The 16,457-nt window shown below is 68.1% G+C and carries 15 protein-coding genes; 7 read left to right on the top strand and 8 right to left on the bottom strand.

Features of this window, described 5'->3' with window-relative positions; genetic code table 11:
- Complete coding sequence (gene pdxA, locus ACTHQV_RS16300) at positions 1-996, top strand: 4-hydroxythreonine-4-phosphate dehydrogenase PdxA (protein WP_440491778.1); 996 nt, start codon at positions 1-3, stop codon at positions 994-996.
- Entirely contained in the window at positions 993-1,829 is an 837-nt protein-coding gene (gene rsmA, locus ACTHQV_RS16295) for a 16S rRNA (adenine(1518)-N(6)/adenine(1519)-N(6))-dimethyltransferase RsmA (protein WP_440491776.1), read from the top strand. Before pdxA ends, rsmA begins: the two co-directional genes overlap by 4 nt.
- A 4-nt stretch (positions 1,830-1,833) precedes the next feature.
- Here the strand turns inward: rsmA and ACTHQV_RS16290 are convergent, their stop codons facing one another.
- From ACTHQV_RS16290 to ACTHQV_RS16265, 6 genes are all read right to left on the bottom strand, one after another.
- Positions 1,834-2,574, bottom strand: coding sequence for an SIMPL domain-containing protein (locus ACTHQV_RS16290; RefSeq protein WP_440491774.1), 741 nt, complete (start codon positions 2,572-2,574; stop codon positions 1,834-1,836).
- Complete coding sequence (locus tag ACTHQV_RS16285; RefSeq protein WP_440491772.1) at positions 2,574-3,092, bottom strand: tetratricopeptide repeat protein; 519 nt, start codon at positions 3,090-3,092, stop codon at positions 2,574-2,576. Before ACTHQV_RS16285 ends, ACTHQV_RS16290 begins: the two co-directional genes overlap by 1 nt.
- A 25-nt stretch (positions 3,093-3,117) precedes the next feature.
- Entirely contained in the window at positions 3,118-4,296 is a 1,179-nt protein-coding gene (locus tag ACTHQV_RS16280; RefSeq protein ID WP_440491770.1) for an RsmB/NOP family class I SAM-dependent RNA methyltransferase, read from the bottom strand.
- Between the two features lie 167 nt (positions 4,297-4,463).
- Positions 4,464-5,921 (bottom strand): IMP dehydrogenase, encoded by a 1,458-nt coding sequence (gene guaB, locus ACTHQV_RS16275; protein ID WP_440491768.1) that lies wholly within the window; start codon positions 5,919-5,921, stop codon positions 4,464-4,466.
- Positions 5,922-5,940: 19 nt separating this feature from the next.
- Entirely contained in the window at positions 5,941-7,365 is a 1,425-nt protein-coding gene (locus ACTHQV_RS16270) for a M20/M25/M40 family metallo-hydrolase (protein ID WP_440491766.1), read from the bottom strand.
- Between the two features lie 37 nt (positions 7,366-7,402).
- Positions 7,403-8,194 (bottom strand): HpcH/HpaI aldolase/citrate lyase family protein, encoded by a 792-nt coding sequence (locus ACTHQV_RS16265; RefSeq protein ID WP_440491764.1) that lies wholly within the window; start codon positions 8,192-8,194, stop codon positions 7,403-7,405.
- Positions 8,195-8,243: 49 nt separating this feature from the next.
- Between ACTHQV_RS16265 and ACTHQV_RS16260 the strand changes: the two genes are divergently transcribed.
- The 3 genes from ACTHQV_RS16260 to ACTHQV_RS16250 are packed head-to-tail and all read left to right on the top strand — an operon-like array spanning position 8,244 to position 11,558.
- Positions 8,244-9,233 (top strand): SPFH domain-containing protein, encoded by a 990-nt coding sequence (locus tag ACTHQV_RS16260; protein WP_440491762.1) that lies wholly within the window; start codon positions 8,244-8,246, stop codon positions 9,231-9,233.
- Positions 9,230-9,664, top strand: a complete 435-nt coding sequence (locus ACTHQV_RS16255) for an NfeD family protein (RefSeq protein WP_440491760.1) — start codon at positions 9,230-9,232, stop codon at positions 9,662-9,664. The genes ACTHQV_RS16260 and ACTHQV_RS16255 overlap by 4 nt, the downstream gene beginning before the upstream one ends.
- A gap of 55 nt (positions 9,665-9,719) precedes the next feature.
- Positions 9,720-11,558, top strand: coding sequence for a DUF885 domain-containing protein (locus tag ACTHQV_RS16250; RefSeq protein ID WP_440491758.1), 1,839 nt, complete (start codon positions 9,720-9,722; stop codon positions 11,556-11,558).
- Here ACTHQV_RS16250 and ACTHQV_RS16245 read toward each other — a convergent pair.
- Positions 11,536-12,621, bottom strand: coding sequence for a mechanosensitive ion channel family protein (locus ACTHQV_RS16245; protein ID WP_440491756.1), 1,086 nt, complete (start codon positions 12,619-12,621; stop codon positions 11,536-11,538). The genes ACTHQV_RS16250 and ACTHQV_RS16245 overlap by 23 nt on opposite strands.
- Before the next feature lie 128 nt (positions 12,622-12,749).
- Here ACTHQV_RS16245 and gyrA point away from each other — a divergent pair, with 128 nt between their 5' ends.
- Both gyrA and ACTHQV_RS16235 read left to right on the top strand, forming a co-directional pair.
- The gene (gene gyrA, locus ACTHQV_RS16240; RefSeq protein WP_440491754.1) at positions 12,750-15,533 is read left to right on the top strand and encodes a DNA gyrase subunit A; all 2,784 of its coding nucleotides are present in this window, start codon (positions 12,750-12,752) and stop codon (positions 15,531-15,533) included.
- Positions 15,530-15,874, top strand: coding sequence for a DUF952 domain-containing protein (locus tag ACTHQV_RS16235; protein ID WP_440491752.1), 345 nt, complete (start codon positions 15,530-15,532; stop codon positions 15,872-15,874). Before gyrA ends, ACTHQV_RS16235 begins: the two co-directional genes overlap by 4 nt.
- A gap of 134 nt (positions 15,875-16,008) precedes the next feature.
- On the opposite strand, the gene ACTHQV_RS16230 is transcribed toward ACTHQV_RS16235, so the two are convergent.
- Positions 16,009-16,440 carry a DUF488 domain-containing protein gene (locus tag ACTHQV_RS16230; RefSeq protein WP_440491750.1) on the bottom strand — a complete coding sequence of 144 codons (432 nt, stop codon included), beginning with the start codon at positions 16,438-16,440 and terminating at the stop codon, positions 16,009-16,011.
- Positions 16,441-16,457 lie beyond the last annotated feature (17 nt).

Here is a 16,457-nt window from a genome sequence, read left to right as displayed (position 1 = left end):
ATGTCGGCGATCGCGCCGTTAGCCGTATCGATGGGCGATCCCGCCGGCATCGGCCCGGAAGTCATCGCCAAGGCATGGGAACGGCGCGACAGCGAAGCGTTGCCATGTTTCTTCGCGGTCGGCGACGTGCGGGCGGTATCGGCAGTCTGGAACGGGCCGGTCGAGCGTATCGACGATCCGCGCGATGCGGCGGCGGTTTGCGGGCGCGCGCTGCCGGTCGTGTCGGTCGTCGACGGCGACGCCATCGTGCCCGGACGCCCCGATATCGGCGGCGCGCGCTGTGCATTGCAGTCGCTCGAACTCGCGGCGGGGCTGGCGCGGTCGGATGCTGCGTCGGGGCTGGTCACCGCACCCGTGTCCAAGGCCGAACTGTACCGGATCGGGTTCGATTATCCGGGGCAGACCGAATTCGTCGCCGAACGCTGCGGCGTGGCGCGCGAGAATGCGGTGATGATGCTGGCCGGGCCGACGTTGCGCGTGGTGCCGCTGACGATTCACGAGCCGCTCGCGGCGGTGCCGCAGGTGCTGACCATCGACCTGCTGGTGTCGCGGGCGCGGGCGACGGCGCGCGGATTGATGCGCGATTTCGGGATCGCCGCCCCGCGCCTTGCGCTGGCCGGGCTCAATCCGCATGCCGGCGAAGGCGGCGCGATCGGGCGCGAGGAGATCGAGGTGATGATCCCCGCCGTCGAGCAGCTGCGTGCCGAGGGTATCGACATCGTCGGACCGCTGGCCGCCGATACCATGTTCCACCCGCGCGCCCGGGCCCGCTATGATGCGGCGCTATGTGCCTATCACGATCAGGCGCTGATCCCCATCAAGACGCTGCATTTCGACGACGGGGTCAACATCACGCTCGGGCTGCCGATCGTGCGGACCTCGCCCGACCACGGGACCGCCTTCGACATTGCTGGGCAGGATCTGGCGGAGCCGGGCGCCATGATCGCCGCCATCCGCATGGCGGGCGAAGCCGCCGCGCGCCGGGCCGCAGCGTGAGCGTCGCCCCGGTCGGCGACCTGCCGCCGCTGCGCGAGGTCATCAAGCGGCACGATCTGTCGGCGAACAAGGCGCTGGGACAGAATTTCCTGTTCGACCAGCAACTGCTCGACCGGATCGCGCGCGTGCCCGGCGACCTGCACGATCAGGAAGTGCTGGAGGTGGGGCCTGGGCCGGGCGGGCTGACCCGCGCGCTGCTGCTCGCCGGCGCGAGGGTGACCGCGATCGAGCGCGACCGGCGCTGCATCCCGGCGCTCGAGGAACTGGGCGCGGCGTTTCCGGGCCGGTTGCGAGTGATCGAGGGCGATGCGCTGGAGATCGACGCGCCGTCGCTGTTCGAGGGACGACCGCATATCGCCTCCAACCTGCCCTATAACGTCGGTACCGCGCTGTTCGTCGGCTGGCTGTCGAGCGACTGGCAGCCATGGTGGCGCAGCCTGACACTGATGTTCCAGCGCGAGGTCGCCGACCGGATCGTCGCCAGCGCCAATGACGACGCCTATGGGCGGTTGGCGGTGCTGGCCCAGTGGCGCAGCACGGCACGGATCGCGATGCCGGTGCATCGCAGCGCCTTCACCCCGCCGCCCAAGGTCATGTCGGCGGTAGTGCATGTCGTGCCGGGCGAGGCGCCGGCGGGCGTTTCGCTGAAAACGCTCGAACGGCTAACCGCCGCCGCGTTCGGTCAGCGGCGCAAGATGCTACGGCAGAGCTTGAAGGCGGTGCCAGGCGCGATCGACGCGGCTGCGGCGGTTGGCATCGATCCGACGCGACGCGCGGAGACGGTCAGCGTCGCCGAGTTCGTTGCACTCGCCCGGCGGCTGGACGCGGGTTGAACAGCTACCGGACCACCGCAAAGCGGACGTAGACCCGCGCTCGCGTCTCGATCGGTTCGGGAGAAAGCGGGATGGCGACCGCACCGGAAACCCGACCGCGCGATACGCCGGGCATTGATCCGATATCGTCTGCGGTAAAGCTATCGATCGATTGCTGGTTCTGGTCGGTAACGCTCAGTACCTCGCCCAACCGTACCCCGGCGGCGGCGGCTATCGCCTCTGCCTTGGCACGTGAGTCTGCGATCGCCGCAGCGGTTGCGCGTCGCATGGCCGCAGCCGGATCGGCGAGGCGAAATTGCCGGACCCGCGCATCGCGCGCGCCCAAACGTACGGCGAGGCCGACGGCAGTGCCGGCCTTGGTGACCGCGCTCGTGCGGGCGGTGCCCTGTAACGTCGCAACATAGCCCGTTATGGCGCATGCGCCGGTGCTGATCCGTGGGCGATTACCATAGCCCGAGGGGTCACATTCCGGTGCGCGGACTTCGGTCAGTTCGACATTGCCGGTCGTGACCTTCGCCCCGCCATTCAGCACCCCCGCCAGTCCATCGGCGATCGCCTCTTGCCGCGCGGCGAGCGTACGGCTGGCTTCGTCAGGCGTCTTGCCTTCGCCCGCGATCGAATAGCCGATTTCTACCCGATCGGGCGGGGTGGCGACCATCCCGTTGCCGGTAACCTGAAGGAACGCCGACGGTTGATCCGCCACGTTCGCCTGGACAAGTGCCAGCGCGGCGAGCAGCAACGCCATTATTGCTGGGTCGTCGTCGGCGTGCCCGGTACGGTCGGCGGGGTTTGTTGCGCGGTCGCGGTGACGGGCGGACCCTTGGCGATGACGGCCGCCAGTTCGGTCGCGGCGGGGCAGGTCGCGCCGCAGACGGTCTTGAGCTTGGCGAGTGTCTCGCGCGCCTTGGTGACGGCGCCCTTCTGGACCAGTGCCTCGCCCTCGCCCTTCAGTGCGACGACGTCGTTGGGTTCGAGGCTCAGCGCCTCGCGGTACAGGCGGATCGACTTGCCGGGCAGGCCCTGTCCGCGCGCGATATCGGCGAGCGCGATATAGGCGGGACGGTTGCGCGGGTCGACGACCAGCGCGCTTTCGATCAGACCGACCGCACCCTCGATATTGCCGGCAGCCTGGGCGGCGCGTCCCTGCTGCAGCAGCGCGGTCGAGCGCGGGTCGATCTGGTTGTCGGGACGCTGCCCGCTGAGCGAGGTCGACGCGCAGACCAGCGCGAGCGCGGCCGCGACCGAAACCGAGGTGAACCGCATCAACTTCTCCGAGTGCGACACCGCCCTATTCCCGGCCGAGCCGTGCGACGAAGAAGCCGTCGGTTGAATCGGATGCCGGGGTCAGGCGCATTCCCGGACCGTGAACGTGCCCGCGTGGCAATGCAAGCGGCAGCGCGCGCCAATCGGAGTTGCGGGCAAGAAACGCATCGACTTGTCCCGCGCCTTCGGCATCGAGCAGCGAGCAGACGACATAGGTGATGGTGCCGGTCGGTCCGGTAAGCCCGGCGGCGACGTCGAGCAGTCGCGCCTGGGTGGCGACCACCCGGTCGAGCCGGTCGGGGGTCAGCCGCCAGCGGGCCTCCGGATTGCGCCGCCACGTGCCGGTGCCCGAACAGGGGGCGTCGACCATGACCCAGTTGGCTTGACCGGCGACGTCGGCCAGCATCGCCGCTTCCTTGCCCGGATCGAGCAGCCGCGGTTCGGCGATCGTCACGCCGGCGCGGGCGGCACGCGGGGCGAGGCGCGACAGACGCGGACGGTCGGTATCGGTGGCGAGGATGCGTCCCTCCCCCGCCATCTGCGCGGCAATGGCGAGCGTCTTGCCACCGCCGCCCGCGCACAGGTCGATCGCGAAGCCGCCCGGTTCGGCACAGGCGGCGAGCGAGACGATCTGGCTGCCGATATCCTGCACCTCGGCACGGCCGTCGCGCAGCGCCTCGCTGTCGGGAAGCGTGTCGGCAGGCAGGCGGATCGCGTCGGGCAGGTCGGCGGCCGGTTCGCCGCCCAGTTCGGCGAGCAGCGTGTCGCGATCGGTGCGCAGGCGGTTGACGCGGATGTCGAGCGGGGCGCGTTCGAGCAGCGCGGCGAGGTCGGCGTCGTCGAGGCCGGCGCTACGCAGCGCATCGACCAGCCAAGCGGGGGCATAGCCGACTTCGGCGCGCGGTTCGTCGGCGGCAATCGGCACGGGGCCGTAGGGCGATCCGTCGAAGGTCGCGGCGAGATCGGCGTCGTTATCGGCGAGGGCCACGATCGCGGCGCGCGCGTTGACCGGGACCGCGCCAAAACGACGGACCGCGTCATAGGCGAGCGTGCGGATCGCGCGGCGGTCCTTCGACCCGGCATAGCGGCGAGCGGCGAAGAAGCGCTTGGCGACCTGATCGCCCGCCGCGCCACCGGTGCGCGCCGCGTCAAGGATCGCGTCGACCAGATCGATTGCCGCTTGAGTCCGTGCCGCCGGGGTCATGCTTCGCTGTCCAAGAAAACCATGCCCGACGCTACCAACATAACATAGATCAATCCAGCGAGCGCAGGCACAGAGCGCGGTGCCGTACCGTCAAACGCGCGGCAACCCGAAAGGGAACGGCGACCGAAAAAGCCCGGCCACCGCGCCTGTGCCGTTGCCCTTCAGGCTCAGCGCGTTGGGTAGTTCGGCGCCTCGCGCGTGATCGTCACGTCGTGGACATGGCTTTCGCGCAGGCCCGCATTGGTGATGCGGACGAAGCGCGCGCGTTCCTGCAGATCGGTGATGGTGTGCGACCCGGTATAGCCCATCGCCGCCTTCACCCCGCCGACCAGCTGGTGGATAACGTCCTTGGCCGGGCCCTTGAACGCGACCTGTCCCTCGATGCCTTCGGGCACCAGCTTCAGCTGGTCCTTGATATCCTGCTGGAAATAGCGGTCGGCCGATCCTTTGGCCATCGCGCCGACCGATCCCATGCCGCGATAGCTCTTGTAGGCGCGGCCCTGGTACAGGAAGGTTTCGCCGGGTGCTTCCTCGGTCCCCGCCAGCAGCGACCCGATCATGACGGCCGACGCACCGGCAGCCAGCGCCTTGGCGACGTCGCCCGAGGTGCGGATGCCGCCATCGGCGATGACGGGCACGCCGGTGCCCGCCGCGGCCTTGGCAGCGTCCATGACCGCCGTCAGCTGCGGCACGCCGACGCCGGCGACGACGCGGGTGGTGCAGATCGATCCCGGTCCGATGCCGACCTTGATGCCGTCGGCGCCGGCGTCGATCAGCGCGCGGGTCGCTTCGCCGGTGGCGACGTTGCCGGCGATCACCTGCACATGCGGAGCGATGGCCTTGACCCGCTTCACCGCCTCGGCCACCTGCCGGTTATGTCCGTGCGCGGTGTCGATGACGATCAGGTCGCATTCGGCCTCGATCAGCGCTTCGGTCCGCTCATAGCCCTTGTCCCCGACGGTGGTCGCAGCGGCGACGCAGAGGCGGCCGGCGCCGTCCTTCGTCGCGTTCGGATAGGTCACCGCCTTTTCGATGTCCTTGACGGTGATGAGGCCGACGCAGGCATAATTGTCGTCGACGACCAGCAGCTTTTCGATGCGACGCTGGTGCAGTTGGCGACGCGCCTCTTCCTGGCTGACGCCGATGCGGACGGTCGCGAGATTGTCGCGCGTCATCAGTTCGGCGACGGGTTGATTGGGGTTCTCGGCGAAGCGGACGTCGCGGTTGGTCAGGATGCCGACCAGCTTGCCTGACCCTTCGACCACCGGAATGCCGCTGATCCGGTGGCGCTCCATCAGCGCGCGCGCGGCGGAGAGCGGCGCATCGGCAGTGATGGTGATCGGGTTGACGACCATGCCGCTTTCGAAGCGCTTCACCGCGCGCACCGCCGCGACCTGTTCCTCGACGGTCAGGTTGCGGTGGAGCACGCCGATCCCGCCCAGCTGCGCCATGACGATCGCCATGTCGGCCTCGGTTACGGTGTCCATGGCGGACGAGAGGAAGGGGATGTTCAACGCCAGGTTGCGGGCGACGCGGGTGCGCGGGTCGGCCTGGCTGGGCAGCACGTCCGATTCCTGCGGAACCAGCAGCACGTCGTCGAAGGTCAGGCCGAGGGTGATATCCATGGGAAGCGTCGTCTCGTCTTCAGTTGGCGGGGTAGCGGGCGGGGTCGGCGAGCGCGCGGGCGAGCGCGACATGCAAATTGGCATCCTCGGCAGCGCCCGACAGGTCGATATGCGCGAGGTCGTCGTTCGGCTTGTGATACGGGCCGTCGAGATAGGCGAACAGGCGCTTCATGTCGCTGACCGAACCGGTCGCCATGACGGCGGGGATGCCGCGCTTGCCGAACGCCCAGCCGTCCTGCCGCTGCACCATGATGTTCGCCTCGGTGTCGGTATCGACCTTGCGGCCGATCGCGCGGGCGGTGGCGTCGACGATCGCGTCGATCTTCGGATGGTTGCCGCGCCCGACCATCGCGACCGGCATGCCGGTCGGCACGATCGCGGCGGTATCGATGTTGAGGTTCGCGATGATCTTGAGCGGGCTCTGGGCGACGGCGGCGGCATAGGCATCGGCGCCGATCAGGCCCTTTTCCTCGGCCGTGGTCGCGACGAAATAGATGCTGCGTTCGGGCGCCGGTCCCTTGGCCAGCGCCCGGGCGACCTCGATCAGGATCGCGGTGCCGCTGGCATTGTCGGCCGCACCGTTGCAGATGCGGTCGGGCGCGCCCTCTGCCCGGCAAATGCCGATATGGTCCCAATGCGCCGACAGCAGCACCGCTTCGTTCGGGCGGGTGCGGCCGGGGATCATTCCGACGATGTTGGCGGTGGTGTAGCGGCGGCGGGTGGTCGTTGCCGTCAGGTCGAGCGTGCCGTCGACGTCGACGGGGCGGAAATCCTTGGCAGTGCCTGCCTTGGCAAGCGATGCCGCGCGGTCGCCGAGCAAGCTGGTTGCCTGCGCATCGGAGAGATAGGCGACCGACAGCGGTGCGGCTTCGCCGTCGCGGACGGTCGAACGGCCAAAATTCTCGCGCAGATCGGCGTCGGAAATGGTGGCCGGGGTCAGGAAGATCGCGGCGACCGCACCGGCCTTTGCCAGTGCCTTCACCTTGGCACCGCGACCGGGGCCGAGCGTCATCACCACAACCTTGCCGCGAACGGGCGCGGCGGCGATGGCATCGGCTTCGATCCCGCCGGCATAGACGATGCCGGCACCAGCGATCCGGGTTTGGGGCTGGGCACCGATCGCGACGACGCCGGTCAGCGGCGTCGTGCGGCCGTTGCGGGTGACCGCGGCGGTCGCCGACTTCGCCTCGATCTCGGTCAGCGATACCTCCTGTCGCCAGCGGCCATCGGGCGCGCCGGGCTTCAGGCCGGCATCGGCGAACGCCTGCAACACATAGGCTTCGGCAAGATCGCCGCCGGGGGTGCCCGGCTCGCGGCCTTCATAGGCATCGCTGGCGAGGACCGCGACATGGTCGCGCAGCATCTGCGGGGTGATGTGCTGGGCGTGAACCGCCGAGACGCTGCACAGCAGGGCGGCGAGTCCGAGGATCGGGCGGAGCGACATGCGCCCCACTATCGATCCGAAACGTGACGGGCAAGCGTCAACGCGCGCGTTCGAGCAACCTTCGCGCGGTTTCGACGTGCATTGCCTCAATCATCCGATCGCGGAACCGCTCCGCCCCACCGGTCGCCGCGGCAACCAGTGCCGCTGCCTCCTCCAGTTCGGCGGCACCGGGCGAGAAGGCGGCGTTGGCAGCGGCGATCTGACCGGGATGGATCAGCGACTTGCCATCGAAGCCGAGTGCGCGCCCCTCGGCGCATTCGCGCGCCAACCCTTCCGGGTCGGCCAGCGCGTTGAAGACCCCGTCGATCGCCCAGCCCCCCGCCGCGCGCGCGGCGAGCACGACGCTCTGCAAAGCGACGGTCAGCGCCGCCCGCCCACTGCCGGGCGGGAGGCGCAGTTCGGCGGCGAGGTCGTTGGTCCCGATCATCAGCCCGACGACACCGGGGACCACCGCAATGTCCGCCGCCGCCAGCACCCCGCGCGGCGTCTCGATCATCGCCAGCACGGCGTGTCCGGAGAGGCGGGCGAGGTCGGCGGGGCGTTCGACCTTCGGCACGACGACCAGCGGCACGTCGCCGATCGCTTCGAGGTCGGCGGCGAATTGGTCGCTGTCGTTCGCGTTGATGCGAACCGCGCCGCGACCGCCGAGCAGCGCGAGCGCCGCCGGCAATGCGGCACGCGCCGCCGCCTTTTCATCGGCGCGGACCGAATCTTCGAGGTCGAGGACGATCAGGTCGGCGGGCAGTCCAGCGGCCTTCGCGATCATGTTCGCGCGCGCGGCGGGCACGAACAAAAGGCTGCGCGGGGCAAGGCTGATGGTGGGTTCCATGCCGACGCTATGCTAGACCGGTCGCGGTCGAGGCAAGCGGGGATGGGCGATGATCGTAGGCGTGATCGCGGCACTGGTGCTGGTGGTGCTGCTCTACCTGTTCGCGAGCGTGAAGATCGTCACGCAAGGGCATCAATATACGATCGAACATTTCGGCCGCTTCACCGCGGTCGCCAAGCCCGGGTTCAATTTCTACCCGGCGTTCTTCTATCGTGTCGGCCGGAAGGTTAACATGATGGAGCAGGTGATCGATATCCCGGGACAGGAAATCATCACCCGCGACAATGCGATGGTTTCGACCGATGGAGTCGTCTTCTTTCAGGTACTTAACCCGGCAAAGGCGGCCTATGAGGTGTCGGACCTGTATGTCGCGCTCCAGCAGATTACGACCACGAACCTGCGCACGGTGATGGGGTCGATGGACCTCGACGAGACGCTGTCGAAGCGCGACGAGATCAACGCCCGGCTGCTGGGCGTGGTCGACCACGCGACCAATCCATGGGGCGTGAAGATCACCCGCGTCGAGATCAAGGACATCCGCCCGCCCGCCGACATCGTCAACGCGATGGGCCGGCAGATGAAGGCCGAGCGCGAGAAGCGCGCCAACATCCTCGAGGCCGAAGGCGCCCGCGCCTCCGAGATCCTGCGCGCCGAGGGCCAGAAACAGGCGCGAATCCTCGAGGCAGAAGGCCGGCGCGAGTCGGCGTTCCGCGATTCCGAAGCGCGCGAACGCGCCGCGGAAGCAGAGGCCAAGGCGACGCAGGTGGTCAGCGATGCGATCGAGGCGGGCGGCACGCAGGCGATCAACTATTTCATCGCACAGAAATATGTCGAGGCGGTCGGCAAGTTCGCGACCAGCCCGAATGCCAAGACGATCCTGTTCCCGGTCGAGGCGACGCAGCTGATCGGGACGCTGGGCGGGATCGGGCAGCTGGCGAAGGAAGCGTTGGGCGAGACGAAGCCCGCCGCCCCCGCGCCTGCCCCGGCACCGGCGGTACGGGAGCGGCCGATCGGCCCGTTCGAGCCACCGGCGCGATGATCGACGGCGGCTATGGCTGGCTGTTGCTGGCGGCGGCGCTGGGCGCGGCCGAATTGGCGGTGCCGGGCGTATTCCTCGTCTTCGTGGCCATCGCGGCGGCGATCACCGGCCTGCTGGCGCTGCTGTTCCCCGCGCTGACCCTGCCGGCCGAACTGGCGGTGTTCGGCGCTTGGAGCGTGGTCGCGGTGCTGATCGGGCGGCGCTGGTATGCCGATTATCCGGTCGACAGCGACGACCCGCTGCTGAACGATCGCGCGGCGCGACTGATCGGACAGGAGGTTATAGTAGTCGAAGCAATTGTCGGCGGGATCGGTCGGGTACGGGTCGGCGACAGCGACTGGATCGCGCGCGGCCCCGATCTGGCCGTCGGCCGCCGCGTCCGGATCGTCGGCGTCAGCGGATCGACGCTGAGCGTCGTGGCGGACGATTGACGAGGGCCACGCGGCGCAGGACAAGGCGGCACCGCTTCGCTGACGAGGATTGCCGATGGAACTGACCCGCCGCGACTGGATCGCCGGTGCCACCGCAACGACACTGGCCGCCGCCCTGCCGGCCCGCGCGCAGACTGCCGCGTCCGCCGCGTCCACCGCCAGCGCCGCCGACAAGGCGGCCGAGGCGACGCTGTCGCGGATCGCCGAGGCGATGCTGGTCGATTCGCCCGAGGGCGCCAGTGGTCTCGGCATCGATACCGGCGCGCGGGCGGCGCTGAAGGCGCGACTGGGCGATCGGTCGGCGGCAGGACAACGCGCGATCGCCGCGCATCTGCGCGCGCATGTCGCGACGTTGAAAGCCATCGACACCGCGCCGCTGTCCCCGGCGACGCGGACCGATATCGACGTGGTCAAGACCGCGTTCGAAACCGCGCTCGACGGCTTTGCCCTGCCCTATGGCGATGTCGCCGTCGGCGGGTGGCGCAACACGCCCTATGTCGTGATTCAGAATGTCGGCGCCTATCTCGACATTCCGCGCTTCCTCGACAGCGATCACAGCATCGCGACCAAGGCGGATGCCGATGCCTATCTGGCGCGGCTCGACAGCTATGCTACGCAACTGGATGCCGAGACGGCACGGGTGCGCGCGGCGTCGGCGCGCGGGGTGGTGCCGCCCGATTTCCTGCTCGACAAGACGCTGAAGCAGATGACCCAGTCGCTGAGTGGCGATCCTGCGGACTGGGATGTGGTCACGTCGCTGACCCGGCGGACCAAGGACATTCCGGGCGACTGGGGCGCGCAGGCGACCGCGATCGCGCGCGACCGGGTGAAACCCGCGCTCGAACGGCAATTGGCGGCGCTGCAGGACGACCGGAAGAAGGCGACGTCGGATGCGGGCATGTGGGCGCGGCCCGACGGCGATGCCTGGTACCGCTGGGCGTTGCGGGCATCGACCACGACGACGATGACCCCGGACGAGGTCCATGCGATGGGCCGCGACGAACTGGCGCGGTTGCAGGCGCAGATGGACGCGATCCTGAAACCGCTCGGCTATACCAAGGGCAGCGTCGGTGAGCGGATGACGGCACTCGGCAAGGACCCGCGCTTCACCTTTCCGGAGGGCGATGCCGGTCGTGCGCAGATCATGGAGCTGGTCCAGAACCGGTTGCGCGACATTCGCGCCCGGATGCCCCGTGCGTTCAACACGCTGGCGCCGGGCAATGTCGAGGTGAAGCGTATCCCCGTCGTCGAGGAAGCGGGCGCGCCCGGCGCCTATGGCGGGCCGGGGTCGATAGACGGCAAGGTGCCGGGGAAGATGTGGATCAACCTGCGCAATACCGGCATCTGGACCCGCTATTCGCTGCCGACGCTGACCTATCACGAGGCGATTCCCGGCCATGTGTGGCAGGGCGAATACAGTTTCCGCCTGCCACTGATCCGGTCGCTATTGCAGTTCAATGCCTTTTCGGAAGGCTGGGCGCTCTATGCCGAACAGCTGGGCGACGAACTGGGTGCCTATGAGGGCGATCCGGTCGGGCGGCTCGGCTATCTCCAGTCGATCGCGTTCCGCGCCTGCCGGATGGTCGTCGATACCGGGCTGCACGCCAAGCGCTGGACCCGCAGCCAAGCGATCGACTGGTTCGCCAGCACCAACGGATCGAGCGTCGACGAAGTGACCGGCGAGGTCGACCGCTATTGTTCGTGGCCGGGACAAGCGTGCGGATACAAGGTCGGGCATTCGGAGATCAACCGCCTGCGCGACCGGGCGAAGACGGCGCTTGGCGACCGCTATGATTTCAAGGCGTTCAACGACGCGGTCGTGCAGGGCGGCGGGGTGCCGATGACGGTGTTGGGGCGCAACGTCGACGCGTTTATCGCGGCCCGCCGGGCATAGGCTCGGCGGAATCGATGGCGAGGCGCCGCCGCGGCAGCGCCTCGGGCATTTCGTCGCGGATATAGGCCAGCATCCCCTCGCGCAGCGAACAGCGCAGGTCGAACGCGCGCGCGGCGTCGGAGGCGGTGGCGAGGATGCGGACCTCGATCGCGTCGGGCTTGGTGTCGGTCACCTGCAACACATGGGCGCGGCCGTCCCAGAGCGGATCGGCCTTGACCAGCTCCTCGAACTTCTCGCGCAGGCGCGGGATGTTGGTGGTGGGGTCGAGCCAGAAAAAGGCCGAGCCGAGCAGGCCGCTGGTCGTGCGCGTCCAGTTCTGGAAGCTCGATTCGAGGAATTTGGACACCGGCACCACGAGACGCCGTTCGTCCCATAGCCGGACGACGACATAGGTCAGGCGGATTTCCTCGATCCGGCCCCATTCATTCTCGATGATGACCACGTCGTCGATGCGGATCGGTTCGGTGAACGCCATCTGCACGCCGGCAATGATGTTCTTGAGCGCGGGCTGCGCGGCGGCACCGACCGCGAGGCCGGCGAGACCCGCCGACGCCATCAGCGTGACGCCGATTGACCGGATGCTGGGGATCGACAGCAGCATCAGGCAGACGGTGATGAAGCCGATGGCGATGATCGCGATCCGCCCCAATATGGCACTGCGCGTCCGCCGCCGCCGCGCGCGCAGATTATCGGCGACGGTGATGTCGGTCGCGACCTCGATCGCCTTCACCGATGCACGGATCATCGCGATCGCGAACCAGCCCATCAGCAGCGGCACGACCAGCCCGGCGACCTGTGTCCACAGATCGTCCCAGCGTTCGGGCAGGCGCAGCGGCCGGCGGACGCTGGCCAGCGCCATCGCCACCAATATCCAGCGCATCGGCCGCCACGCATGGTCGACATAGACGTCGTCGACCGACCCCGGCGTCCGCTCGGCAAAGCGTTGCAGCAACCGGAACAGGATCAGGTGCAGCAGCAGCGCGGCGAGTACCGAGATCGCGATCGTCGCGAGATCGGTGGCGGCCGGCGGCAGCGTGTTCAGGAAGCGTTGAATGTCGCGCATGGCCGGGGCAACCTTTTGCGCCGCAGCATGTTCCGGGTGGCGGCCGAACCGAGCCGCAACGCTTGGCTTTCGCGACCCGAGCGGCTAGGTTGTCGCCCAACCGAAACATTCCCCGAAAGCATCGAACTTTGACAGACGCGACGCTGATCGCCGACCCATCCGATATCGCCCCCATCTCGATCGTGGACGAGATGCGGTCGAGCTATCTCGACTATGCGATGAGCGTCATCGTCGCCCGCGCGCTGCCCGACGTGCGCGACGGGTTGAAGCCGGTGCACCGCCGCATCCTGTTCTCGGCGCAGGAAAGCGGTTTCGTTCCCGGCAAGGCGTATCGCAAGTCGGCGCGCATCGTCGGCGACGTGATGGGTAAATATCACCCGCACGGCGACACCGCGATCTACGACGCATTGGCGCGCATGGCGCAGCCATGGTCGATGCGGCTGCCGCTGATCGACGGTCAGGGCAATTTCGGGTCGATGGACCCCGATCCGCCTGCCGCGATGCGCTATACCGAAGCGCGCCTTGCCAAGTCGGCGATGGCGCTGCTCGACGATCTCGACAAGGATACCGTCGATTTCGTGCCCAACTATGACGGGTCGGAACGCGAGCCCGCCGTGCTGCCGGCGCGCTTCCCCAACCTGCTGGTCAACGGCGCGGGCGGGATCGCGGTCGGCATGGCGACCAACGTCCCGCCGCACAATCTGGGCGAGGTGGTCGACGCCTGCCTCGCCACGATCGATCGCCGGGTCGAGGGTGGCGAGCCACTGACCCATGACGAACTGTGCGAGATCGTGCCCGGACCCGACTTTCCGACCGGCGCATTGATGCTCGGCCGCGCCGGTGCGCGCGCAGCCTATGCCGGCGGTCGCGGGTCGATCATCCTGCGCTCACGCCATATGGTCGAGGCCCGCGGCGAGCGGCGCTCGATCGTGCTGACCGAAATCCCCTTCCAGGTCGGCAAGTCGGGGCTGGTCGAAAAGATCGCCGAGGCCGCCAAGGACAAGCGGATCGAAGGCGTCAGCGACATTCGCGACGAATCGAACCGCGAAGGCGTGCGGATCGTCATCGACCTGAAGCGCGATGCGACGCCCGACGTGGTGCTGAACCAGCTGTGGCGGCACACGCCTGCGCAGTCGAGCTTCGCTGCCAACATGCTGGCGATCCGTGGCGGGCGGCCCGAGCTGCTCAACCTCGCCCAGATCATCGATGCCTTCGTAGGCTTCCGCGAGGAAGTCATTACACGGCGGTCGAAGTACGAACTGGCCAAGGCGCGCGAGCGGGCGCATCTGTTGCTGGGGCTGGTGATCGCGGTCACCAATCTCGACGAGGTGGTGCGGATCATTCGCGGGTCGGAAAGCCCCGCCGCCGCCCGGGCCGCGTTGCTGGCGCGCGAATGGCCAGTCGCGGAGATCGCGCCGTATCTGAAGCTGGTTGAGGCGGTCGAAGCCGACACGACCGGGGACGTCTATCGCTTGTCCGACCTGCAGGTTCGCGCGATCCTCGACCTGCGGCTCCATCGCCTGACCGCACTGGGTCGCGACGAGATCGGCGAGGAGCTGAAGACGCTCGCCGGATCGATCAGCCATCTGCTCGAAATCCTCGGCAACCGCGCCAAGCTGTATGCGGTAATGCGGCAGGAGCTGGTCGATGTCCGCGCCGAATTCGCGACGCCCAGGCGGACCGAGATCGCCGGGGCCGCCGACGGCATCGACGACGAGGACCTGATCGAGCGCGAGGAGATGGTCGTCACCGTTACGGTGCAGGGCTATATCAAGCGCACGCCGCTCGATGCCTTCCGCGCGCAGAAGCGCGGCGGCAAGGGGCGCGCCGGCATGGCGACCAAGGACGAGGATGCGATCACGAACCTGTTCGTGACCAGCACCCATACCCCGGTGCTGTTCTTCTCGACCGCCGGCAAGGTGTACCGCATGAAGGTATGGCGCCTGCCCGAAGGTGGGCCGGCGACGCGCGGGCGGCCGATGGTCAACCTGCTGCCGCTGGCGGCCGGCGAGACGATCTCGACCGTGTTGCCACTGCCCGAGGACGAGGAGCGGTGGAGCGACCTGCACGTCATGTTCGCGACGGCAAATGGCACGGTGCGGCGCAACTCGATGGATGCGTTCGCGAATATCCCGACTGCCGGCAAGATCGCGATGCGTTTCGACGACGACAGCGACGATCGCCTGATCGGCGTGGCGCTGCTGACCGAGACCGACGACGTGCTGCTCGCGACCAAGGCGGGCAAGGCGATCCGCTTCGCCGCGACCGATGTCCGCGAGTTCCAGAGCCGGACCTCGACCGGCGTGCGCGGCATTTCGCTCGGCAAGGACGACGAGGTCATCTCGCTGTCGATTCTTGGCGGGTTCGATGCGACGCCGGACGAACGCGAAGCCTATCTAAAGGCGGCGCCGTGGAAGGAGGGCGAGCGCGAGGTGACGCTGTCGGCCGAGCGCATGGCCGAGTTCGAGGCGGCGGAGGAATTCATCCTGACCGTCACCGCCAACGGCTTCGGCAAGCGGACTTCGGCGTACGAATATCGCCGGACGGGGCGTGGGGGTCAGGGGATCACCAATATCGTCACTTCCGACCGCAACGGGCCGGTCGTGGCGAGCTTCCCGGCGCATAATGGCGAACAGCTGATGCTGGTGACCGATCAGGCGAAGCTGATCCGCACCACCGTCGGCGATATCCGCGTCGCGGGCCGCAATACGCAGGGGATCACGATCTTCCGCGTGGGGCTAGGCGAACAGGTCGTGTCCGCCGCGAAGATCGACGAGGACGAGAACCCGGAGAACGAGGCGGAAGCGATCGTCGCCGAGGAACGCGCCGCGCTGCCGCCGGTTGAGGGCGATATCATGGTCGACGACGGGACCGGTCCCGCCACGATCAGCGAGAAGGATATCGAGGAATGACGCCTGCTACCGCCTTCAAGGTGCTGACCGCCGAACAGATGGCAGTGCTGGAGGCGGGCAGTTTCGACGGGGCGCCGGTGGATGTGGCCGATGGCTATATCCACCTGTCGACCTTCGACCAACTGACCGAAACGGTCGAGAAGCATTTTGCCGGGCAGGATGATCTGCATGTGGCGGAGGTCGATCTGGAGGCGCTGGGCGAGGCGGTAAAATGGGAGCCGTCGCGCGGCGGGCAGTTGTTTCCGCATTTGTACGGGCCGCTGCCGCTGGAGGTGGTGGTGGCGTATGGGCCGTTACACCGGGATGATGCGGGGCAAGTCCAGCGGCCGGTGACCGGCTGAAATTCCTCCCCGGCACGGGGAGGGGGACCGCCGCCGAAGGCGATGGTGGAGGGGGTTGGCCGCGAACGCATCGCTTGGGGAAGCCCCCCTCCACCATGCTGCGCATGGTCCTCTCCCCATTCCGGGGAGGATCTTTACGCGTAGAGTTCTACTATCTCCGCGCCCTGCCCTACGGCTTCGAGCAGTAACGTCCGGTGGCAATGTGCCGGTTCGCGTTCGAAGCAGAGCAGCGCCGACGGCATTTCCGCCGCCAGTCCCAGCATTATCGCCGCCTGCGCCTGCGCCTCGGGCAGTTCGAGTTGCTCGTCATACACCGCGCGCAGCGTCGCGACGTCGCCCTTTTTCGCCGCGTCACGCCCCCGCTTGGGCGTGCCGAGCGCCTTCAGATGCACGTAATCGATCCCATGCGTCGCCAGTTCGGCCGCCAGCGAGGATTTAGAAAAGCCCGGCCGACGCGACAGCGGCAGCGCCCGCACGTCGATCACCCGCCTGACCCCGGCCGCCTGCAACGCCGTCACGAATTCAGCCACCGTCACCGCCTCGTAACCAATGGTGTAGATTTTCATGCGCCTTCCCTTCGTCG

The sequence above is a fragment of the Sphingomonas sp. SAFR-052 genome (genome assembly GCF_051965015.1).
Classification (GTDB): Bacteria; Pseudomonadota; Alphaproteobacteria; order Sphingomonadales; family Sphingomonadaceae; genus Sphingomonas.
The sequence above is the reverse complement of the archived record's forward strand: the minus strand, read 5'-3'. Positions and strand labels throughout refer to the sequence as shown.